The 8198-nt window shown below is 73.1% G+C and carries 9 protein-coding genes and 1 pseudogene; 8 read left to right on the top strand and 2 right to left on the bottom strand.

Features of this window, described 5'->3' with window-relative positions; genetic code table 11:
- Together ACTWQJ_RS41030 and ACTWQJ_RS41035 are read left to right on the top strand one after the other, a co-directional pair.
- Positions 1-661, top strand: a 661-nt coding sequence (locus ACTWQJ_RS41030; RefSeq protein ID WP_443311517.1) for a PP2C family protein-serine/threonine phosphatase, incomplete at its 5' end; no start/stop codon positions are given.
- 80 nt (positions 662-741) lie between these two features.
- Positions 742-3561, top strand: a complete 2820-nt coding sequence (locus ACTWQJ_RS41035) for a SpoIIE family protein phosphatase (protein WP_443311518.1) — start codon at positions 742-744, stop codon at positions 3559-3561.
- A 92-nt stretch (positions 3562-3653) separates the two neighbouring features.
- On the opposite strand, the gene ACTWQJ_RS41040 is transcribed toward ACTWQJ_RS41035, so the two are convergent.
- The gene (locus tag ACTWQJ_RS41040) at positions 3654-3890 is read right to left on the bottom strand and encodes a hypothetical protein (protein ID WP_409474296.1); all 237 of its coding nucleotides are present in this window, start codon (positions 3888-3890) and stop codon (positions 3654-3656) included.
- A gap of 236 nt (positions 3891-4126) precedes the next feature.
- On the opposite strand from ACTWQJ_RS41040, the gene ACTWQJ_RS41045 reads away from it, so the two are divergent.
- Positions 4127-4594 (top strand): hypothetical protein, encoded by a 468-nt coding sequence (locus ACTWQJ_RS41045; protein WP_443311519.1) that lies wholly within the window; start codon positions 4127-4129, stop codon positions 4592-4594.
- 4 nt (positions 4595-4598) lie between these two features.
- Here the strand turns inward: ACTWQJ_RS41045 and ACTWQJ_RS41050 are convergent, their stop codons facing one another.
- Positions 4599-4823, bottom strand: a complete 225-nt coding sequence (locus ACTWQJ_RS41050; RefSeq protein WP_443311520.1) for a hypothetical protein — start codon at positions 4821-4823, stop codon at positions 4599-4601.
- A 316-nt stretch (positions 4824-5139) separates the two neighbouring features.
- Here ACTWQJ_RS41050 and ACTWQJ_RS41055 point away from each other — a divergent pair, with 316 nt between their 5' ends.
- The 5 genes and pseudogenes from ACTWQJ_RS41055 to ACTWQJ_RS41075 all read left to right on the top strand — a co-directional run.
- Positions 5140-6552: an ATP-binding protein gene (locus ACTWQJ_RS41055; RefSeq protein ID WP_443311521.1), complete on the top strand. Its 1413-nt coding sequence runs from the start codon at positions 5140-5142 to the stop codon at positions 6550-6552.
- Between the two features lie 25 nt (positions 6553-6577).
- Positions 6578-7000 carry a roadblock/LC7 domain-containing protein gene (locus ACTWQJ_RS41060; RefSeq protein WP_129797836.1) on the top strand — a complete coding sequence of 141 codons (423 nt, stop codon included), beginning with the start codon at positions 6578-6580 and terminating at the stop codon, positions 6998-7000.
- Complete coding sequence (locus tag ACTWQJ_RS41065) at positions 6997-7359, top strand: DUF742 domain-containing protein (RefSeq protein ID WP_443311522.1); 363 nt, start codon at positions 6997-6999, stop codon at positions 7357-7359. The genes ACTWQJ_RS41060 and ACTWQJ_RS41065 overlap by 4 nt, the downstream gene beginning before the upstream one ends.
- Positions 7331-7939, top strand: coding sequence for a GTP-binding protein (locus ACTWQJ_RS41070; RefSeq protein WP_443311523.1), 609 nt, complete (start codon positions 7331-7333; stop codon positions 7937-7939). Before ACTWQJ_RS41065 ends, ACTWQJ_RS41070 begins: the two co-directional genes overlap by 29 nt.
- Positions 7936-8198 (top strand): annotated as a pseudogene (locus ACTWQJ_RS41075) (cytochrome P450); the annotation flags it as partial. The gene ACTWQJ_RS41070 and the pseudogene ACTWQJ_RS41075, both read left to right, overlap by 4 nt.

Consider the following 8198-nt stretch of genomic DNA (forward strand, 5'->3'; position numbering starts at 1 on the left):
CTATCTGCCCGGCACCCAGGGCATGGACGTGGGCGGGGACTGGTACGACGTCGTCGAGGCCGGGGACGGCATCGCCCTGGTGATCGGCGACGTCCAGGGACACGGCGTGCAGGCGGCCGCCACCATGGGCCAGCTGCGCAGCGCGGTGCGAGCGTTCGCGCTCGACGACCGGCCGCCCGACGAGGTCATGAGCAGCACCAATCACCTGCTCATCGACCTCGAGCCGAGCCAGTTCGCGACCTGCTGTTACGTCCGCCTCGACCCCGTCACCGGCCTGGCCCGGGTCGCCCGCGCCGGCCATCCGCCGCCCCTGTTGCGGCACGCGGACGGCCGCACCCACGTCCTGGACCTCCCCGGCGGGGTCGTGCTCGGGGTGGACCCGCTCGCCCAGTATCCGGTGACGGAGCTGCCGATGGATCCCGGCGCCGTGCTGGCGCTGTACACGGACGGTCTCGTCGAGCGGCCCGGCGGCGACATCGACGAGGGGATCACCGCGCTGCGGGTGGCCCTGACCAAGGCGGGCGCCACGGCCGGGCGGCCGGGCGGCCGCTCGCTGGCGGCCGTCGTGGAGCGGCTCACCGTCACGGCCCGGCATGCCGTCGACCGGCACGACGACATCGCGCTGCTGCTGGCGGCCCGCCGCACCGGGCCCTCACACTGATGTCCGGCCGACATGCGTACGCTCCGCCACAGTGCGTGACGTCTCTCGCCTCCCGGGGCTCGGCAGTGTAGACAGGGCACATGGTCCGACAATTGGGTCCATCCCGGGCTCAGTCCACCAGGCCTCTCCGAGCAGTGCGCGACCAGTGCACGCCTGCCCGGAAGCTGTTCCTGCGCGAGTGGCGGACGCGGTCGGGGCCGGACGGCTCACCGGACCGGAAGCAGCGGGGGAACGGACGGCCGGGACGGGGCCCGGCGGCGGGAGTGCGGTCGGTGCTGACCGGGCGCAGTGTCGCCGGGCAGGTCTTCGTCCTCCAGGTCGTCATCGTCCTGCTGCTGGTGGTCGTGGCGGTGGTGGCGCTGGTGCTGCAGGGCCGCCACGACAGCACCCAGGAGGCCCGCAACCGGTCGCTCGCCGTCGCCGAGACGTTCGCCAACGCCCCGGGGACTTTGGAGGCGCTGAGGAGCCCGGACCCGACAGCCGTCCTGCAGCCGCGGGCGGAGGCGGCCCGCGAGGCGACGCACGTCGACTTCATCGTCGTCATGAACACCGACGGGATCCGCTACACCCATCCGCTGCCGGACCGCATCGGCAAGCGCTTCGTCGGGAACATCGCACCGGCGCTGGCCGGGCACAATCTGACCGAGGAGATCGACGGCACCATCGGCCGACTGGTGCAGGCCGTGGTGCCCGTCAAGGACGGCGACGGGAGGGTGGTGGGCCTGGTGTCGTCCGGCATCACCACCGAGCACGTGGGAGGTGCGGCCAACCGGCAGCTGCCGATGGTGCTGTTCTCGGCGGCCGGGGCGCTGGTCGTCGCCACCGCGGGCACGGCACTGGTGAGCCGACGGCTGCTGCGGCAGACCCGCGGGCTGGGACCGCGCGAGATGACCCGCATGTACGAGCACCACGACGCGGTGCTGCACGCGGTGCGGGAGGGTGTGCTCATCGTCGGCGGCGACGGCGGCCTGCTGCTCGCCAACGACGAGGCGCGCCGACTGCTCGGCCTGCCCGACGACGCCGAGGGCCGCCATGTCCGCGACCTCGGCCTGGAACCGGGGACCGCCGAACTGCTGGCGTCGGGACGGGTCGCCACGGACGAGGTCCACCTGGTCAAGGACCGACTGCTGGCGGTCAACCAGCGGCCCACCGATCTGCGGGGCGGCCCGCCCGGCAGCGTCGCGACCCTGCGTGACTCGACGGAGCTGCGGGCCCTGTCCGGCCGGGCCGAGGTGGCGCGGGAACGCCTCGACATGCTGTACGCCGCCGGTGCGGGCATCGGGACGAGCCTGGATGTCACCCGTACCACCGAGGAACTGGCGGAGCTGGCGGTGCCCCGGTTCGCGGACTTCGCCACCGTCGACCTGTTCGACGCCGTGCTGAGCGGTGAGCAGCCCGAGCCCGGGACGGAGCTGCGCCGCACCGCCTTCGCCGGCATACGGACGGACCCGCCGCTGTATCCGGTGGGCCGGCGGATCCGGTTCGTCCCGTCCTCGCCGCAGGCCCGCAGTGTGCTCGCCGGCCGGGCGATCATCGAGCCACGGCTGCGGGAGGCACAGGGCTGGCAGGCGCAGGACCTCGAGCGCACCGCGCAGACCCTTCAGTACGGCATCCACTCGCTGATCACGGCACCGCTGCGGGCGGGCTCCCTGATCCTGGGCGTGGTCACGTTCTGGCGCATGGAGAATCCGGAGCCGTTCGACGCGGAGGACCGGGCCCTCGCGGAGGAACTCGTCGCCCGCGCCGCGGTCTCCATCGACAATGCCCGCCGCTACACGCGCGAGCACAGCATGGCGGTGACACTGCAGCGCAGCCTGCTGCCGCGCAGCCTGCCCGAGCAGAGCGCCCTGGACATCGCCTACCGGTATCGGCCCGCGCAGTCGGGCGTCGGCGGCGACTGGTTCGACGTACTGCCCCTGTCCGGCGCCCGGGTCGCCCTCGTCGTGGGCGACGTGGTGGGCCACGGGCTGCACGCCGCCGCCACCATGGGGCGCCTGCGCACGGCGGTGCACAACTTCTCCGCCCTCGACCTCGCGCCCGACGAACTGCTCGGCCTGCTCGACGAACTGGTCGCCCGAATCGACCTGGACGAGGTCGACGAGAGCGATGCGGCAGACGGCGGCAGCGCCCCGGTCACGGGCGCCACCTGTCTGTACGCGATCTACGACCCGGTCGTGCAGCGCTGTTCGATCGCCCGCGCCGGTCATCCGCCGCCGGCGCTGGTCCGGCCGGACGGCAGTGTGGAGTTCCTCGACGTGCCCGCCGGTCCCCCGCTCGGGCTCGGCGGCCTGCCGTTCGAACCGATCGACGTGGAGGTGGCCGAGGACAGCCGGCTGGTCCTCTACACCGACGGACTGGTCGAGGACCGGGAGCGGGACATCGACACCGGCCTGGATCTGCTGCGCACCGCCCTGGAGCAGGCGGGCACGTCGCCCGAGGACACCTGCCGGGCCGTGCTGGACTCCCGGCTGCCGGCCCGGCCGAGCGACGACGTCGCCCTGATCGTCGCGCGCACGCGGGCGCTCGGGCCCGACCGGGTCGCCGCCTGGGACGTGCCGTCCGATCCGGCGGCTGTCGCGGAGGTGCGCGCCTCCGTCATCCGGCGGCTGACGGAGTGGGGGCTCGAGGACCTGACGTTCACCACGGAGCTGATCCTGAGCGAGCTGGTCACCAACGCGATCCGGTACGGCGGTGCACCCATCCGCGTACGGGTGCTGCGCGACCGGAGCCTGATCTGCGAGGTGTTCGACAGCAGCAGCACCGCGCCCCATCTGCGGTACGCGGCGATGACCGACGAGGGCGGGCGGGGTCTGTTCCTCGTCGCGCAGCTCGCCGAGCGCTGGGGCACGCGCTACCTGCCCGGCGGCAAGGTCATCTGGGCCGAACAGCCGCTGCCGTGAGGTGACCGGCTGACGGCCGTACGGCGGCACCGGGCCCGGCCACCGGCGTCGGCCTGCCGGTGTCCGGGCCCCAGTCTTGCGGCGGACCGGTGTCAGCCGCCGTCGAGCCTGCTGCGCAGGAGTGTCTTGCCCAGTTCGGCGCCCTTGCGGCTGTCCGCCTGGGCCTTGCGGAACAGGTCCACGACCTCGGTGTCCTTGTCGCGCTCGGCGTCCTGGATGTAGGTCTCCAGGCGCAGCGCGTTGCTCAGGCATGCCTCCACGTACCAGATCAGGTTGTAGTCCTTGTCCGGCGTGCCGGTCACGCCGCCGGTCTCCGTGCCGCTGGTCATGCGGGCCTCCTCCTTCGCTCTGCGAGGCGAGTACGTCAGCGCGCCACGGGTACCCCGCTGTCCGCCGTACACACGGCCGGAGCGGATCGGCCCGGGGCGTGTCGAGCGCACGCCCGACCGTCGAACGGAACCGCCCCAAACGCCAGCCGCGCCACCCCTTCCGCCGGATAGAAATATCTACGAGCATGCATATGCCTGGTCGGCATGCAGCCGACGGAGATCCTCCGGAGCGGAACATGAGCGATCTGATCTGGACGCGCGGAGTGGAGTGGCTCGCCGCCGCCGCGCCGGACCCCAAGGAGTGCAAGCGGGAGTGGGACCGCGGCGACGGTGTCGCCCTCCTGGCGGCCGGGCGTTTCTGGGACGTACTGACCGTCCCCGATCAGCTGGGCCTGTTCACCCTCGATCTGCTGTGGCGGCCCTCGCTGCCGATTCCGGGTCCGACACTGGTGGACACCGCCGCACACCGGGTGGGGTTCTTCCTCCCGCCGGACCCGGACAGCCGGTGGATCGGCGCCGGTCTGCGGCACGCGGGCAAGGGCTCCTGGGTGGCGGTTCCTCCGCCGTACCGGTCGGCCCGGTTCCTGGAGTGGCTGATCCCGCCCGACGGGACCGGGGCACTGCACGCGCCCGCCACCCTGGAGCTCGCCCTGCGTCAGGCGAACGGCACACTCTCCGTGCTGGAGCCCCTGTGCGGCCAGTAGCCCGTCAGGAGCGCCGCTCCGCCCTGCAGGTCCTCGCCGGCAGGGCGGCGAAGGAGACCCACTGGACTTCCGGATGGGTGGGCACGCACCGCCCCTCGGCCCACCACTCCGCGACGAGTTGGGTGTAGATCAGCGGGCGGCACCAGCCCCCGCCGGTCAGTTGGGCATAGGGGCCGGGTACGGGATCGCTTGCCGGCCGGCGCCGCGGCGCCCGGGAAGGTCGGTCCATGCCGAGGGCAACGCCCGAGGCCGCACCGGTGGTACGCGAACACGCCGGCACTCACCGGACCGGGTGAGCGCACCCCCCGTTCGGAGTAACCCCGGTCGCCCGGCACCCGGACGGCCAGGCTCGGCGGCCTCAACTCTCCTGCCACGTATGGCAATTCCGACAGTTGCCACAGAAGTGGTCGGAGAGCGGGCAGTTTTGACCCCAGGTCTGATCGCATCGTGCAAGAACGGTCGCTGCCGGTTGTAGTGTGCTGCGCGTGCCCTCATGACAGGGGCTTCCGATCCTGTCCTGCCCGACTTCTCCTGGAACCCATTCGATGATCGAATTACCGGACCTGGTCGTCGGCGGTCTGGCCGCCGGCACACTGTCCGCGCTGGCCCTCGGCGGCGGGCTGCTCCGGTCCCGTCGGCAACAGGCCCTGCAGCAGGCCGAGATCGCCGCGCTGCGCCGCCAACTCGACGGCACCCTCCAGGCGTTCATCGCGGAGGTCGGGTATCTCGCGGCGCAGCGCGTTCCTGCGGCCGCGCGGCAGCTGGCCCATCCGCATGTCGCGGTGCCGGGCCCGCGGCATCCGCACTTCGCCGACACACCACTCGGCGGCGCCCTGGACGACGTGCTCACCGCTCTGCGCCTCGAGTTGACCGGCCAGCGCACCCGGATCGACGCGGCGGCCCAGGCCGGGATGCGCGGCGCGACCCGGGAGATCCAGGCGGCCCTGTACCGGCTGCAGGACGCCCTGCGGGGGCTGCAACAGCAGTACGACGACCCTGAGTTGGCCCAGACCCTGTTCGAACTGGACCACGAGAACGAACAGTCGCTGCGCCGGGCGCAGATCGCCGCGGTGGTGTGCGGGGCCTGGGTGGGGCTCGCCCGTGAGGAGTCCCACCTGGTCGACGCGGTGACCGGCGGTCAGGCCCGGCTCGCGGGCTATCACCGGGTGCGGATGCACAACCATCTCGCGGCGGGCACGGCCCTGGTGTCGCACGCCGTCGAGCCGGTCGCGATCATCGTCGCGGAGCTCCTCGACAACGCGCTGCGGCACTCCGCGCCGGACACCGACGTGACGGTCAACCTGGAGCACGTCCACCATGGCATCTGCGTCACGATCGACGACGCCGGCCTCGGCATGACCCAGGACGAACGGGCCCGCGCCCAGCGGCTGGTGGCCGGTTCCGAGCCGATCCTGCTGACCGACCTCGGTGATCCGCCCCGGATGGGTCTGGCCGCGATCGGCCAGCTCACCCGGCAGTTCGACCTGAGCGTGGACCTCTCCTCGCCCTCCCCGTACGGGGGCGTGCGCGCGGTGCTGCTGGTCGACAGCCATCTGCTCAGCCGTATCGACCCCGAGGAACGTCCGCCGGCGGCCAGCGCCCCGCGGTCGACCCGCCGGGAGCCGGATGGCGGGACCGACGAGGCCGTCACGTCCGTCCCGGCCCACGCGTACGGCATCGAGCAGGACGACGACGCCGACGGTGTCGTGTCCGAGCACGACGGTCCACGGGACGCAGGAGGGCTCCCGCAGCGGCGTCGCCGTAGCCGTGCCACTGCCCCCGACACGCCGGCGCCCCGGAGACCGGCGCGCCGGCCCGAGGAGGCCGCGGCCGCCCTCGGCGCCCTGCAGTCCGGTACCGCGGCGGCCCGCTCCGGGACCGGGACCACCGGTGGGGAGGCCCGGCCACGGGGGTGGGCCGAGGCAGCCGCCGACGACACAGAAACGACCGACACATGACCGACTACGAAGGGGGAGCGGCTCGATGACCAGCCGCGATGCGGGCGACACGGCATGGGTGCTCGAACCGATCCTGCAGGTACCGCATGTCGTGGCCGCCGTTCTGCTCACCCGGGACGGGCTCGTCACCGGGTACACCGACGCGCTGACCCGGCCGTCGGCCGAGCGGGTGGCGGCCATCACCAGCACCGTGCAGGGCGCCTGCCGGACGGCCGCGGCGGCGTTCGCCGACCGGGAGCGGGCCGAGGTGCGCCAGGTGGTCATCGAGTCCGACCACGGCTATGTGCTGATCGTGCCGACGGACCACGGCACGGTCGTCGCCGCGTACGGGGACGCCGAGGTGCGTCTGGACCTGCTGGCGCACCGGGTGCACTCGCAGGTGGCGCGGCTCGGCGAGAAGGCGATGGCCGCCGCGCCCCGGGGAGCCGACGGCGGCGCGTCGGCATGACCGGCCGCCCCGGCGGCCGCCCCCTGGTTCCCGCGTATCTGTCGACCGGCGGCGTGGCGCGGCCGAGCCGTCCGCAGCTGGAGCGGCTGTCGGTGCTCACCGGCACCGGCGAGCCGGCGCCCGGCGATCTGCCGGCCGCCCAACTGGCCCTGCTGGAGGAGCTGGACGACGGATCGCTGACCGTGGTGGAGGCCGCGGCGCTGCTCCGGCTGCCGGTCTCCGCGGTGCGGGTGCTGGCCGGCGGCCTCGTCGACCGGAACCTGGTGCTCGCCCGCGCGCCGATCCCGCCCGCCGAACGGTTCGACCCCGACCTGCTGAAGAGAGTGGCCGATGGCCTCCGCGCCCTCAAGCACCACTAGCCGCATCCACCTGCCCGACAGCGCCCGTGACCTGGTGAAGATCCTGGTCGCGGGACCGTTCGGGGTGGGCAAGACGACCCTCATCGACTCCGTCTCCGAGATCCGCCCGCTGCACACCGAGGAGCAGCTCACCGAGGCGTCCGCGCAGGTGGACGATCTCGCCGGGGTGCGGGAGAAGTCGACGACCACGGTCGCCATCGACTTCGGCCGGATCAGCCTGCCCGGCGGGATCGTGCTGTATCTGTTCGGCACGCCCGGGCAGGAGCGGTTCCGGTCGCTGTGGGACGACATCGCCCACGGAGCGCTCGGCGCGCTCGTCCTGGTGGACAGCCGCCGTGTCGACGCCTCGTTCGACGTGCTCGGTCTGGTGGAGGAGAGCGGCCTGCCGTACGCGGTCGCCTTCAACGCCTTCCCCGACGCGCCCCGCCACCACACCGAGGAACAGCTGCGCGCCGCCCTGGACCTGGAGGCGGACACGCCGATGGTGACGTGCGACGCCCGGGAGAAGGACTCCTCCGTCGACGCGCTGCTCGCCCTGGTCCAGCATCTGATCGACCGCCACCCTCCGGAGCGCCGGTGACCACCCATCCCCCTGCCCAGCAGACCTTCTCCCGTTCGGTGCCCGTGCGGCTGTGGGAGGACGGCTTCGCACTGGATCCGTACCGCTACTACGCCGACCTGCGCGCCCAGGGCCCGATCGGCTGGGCGGAACTCGCGCCGGGTGTGCCGGCGTACGTCGTCACGGACCGGCGGGCCGCGCTGGAGCTGCTGCACGACACCGAGACGTTCTCGCACGACCCCCGGCCGTGGGAGGCCACCGTCGCCGACGACTCGCCGGT

The sequence above is a fragment of the Streptomyces sp. KR55 genome (genome assembly GCF_052245645.1).
Taxonomy (GTDB): domain Bacteria; phylum Actinomycetota; class Actinomycetes; order Streptomycetales; family Streptomycetaceae; genus Streptomyces; species Streptomyces flavusporus.

Excerpts from the sequence above, each read along its gene's own strand:
- ACTWQJ_RS41035 (WP_443311518.1), top strand. The coding sequence starts at position 742 with ATGGTCCGACAATTGGGTCCATCCCGGGCTCAGTCCACCAGGCCTCTC.
- ACTWQJ_RS41040 (WP_409474296.1), bottom strand. The coding sequence starts at position 3,890 with ATGACCAGCGGCACGGAGACCGGCGGCGTGACCGGCACGCCGGACAAG.
- ACTWQJ_RS41045 (WP_443311519.1), top strand. The coding sequence starts at position 4,127 with ATGAGCGATCTGATCTGGACGCGCGGAGTGGAGTGGCTCGCCGCCGCC.
- ACTWQJ_RS41050 (WP_443311520.1), bottom strand. The coding sequence starts at position 4,823 with ATGGACCGACCTTCCCGGGCGCCGCGGCGCCGGCCGGCAAGCGATCCC.
- ACTWQJ_RS41055 (WP_443311521.1), top strand. The coding sequence starts at position 5,140 with ATGATCGAATTACCGGACCTGGTCGTCGGCGGTCTGGCCGCCGGCACA.
- ACTWQJ_RS41060 (WP_129797836.1), top strand. The coding sequence starts at position 6,578 with ATGACCAGCCGCGATGCGGGCGACACGGCATGGGTGCTCGAACCGATC.
- ACTWQJ_RS41065 (WP_443311522.1), top strand. The coding sequence starts at position 6,997 with ATGACCGGCCGCCCCGGCGGCCGCCCCCTGGTTCCCGCGTATCTGTCG.
- ACTWQJ_RS41070 (WP_443311523.1), top strand. The coding sequence starts at position 7,331 with ATGGCCTCCGCGCCCTCAAGCACCACTAGCCGCATCCACCTGCCCGAC.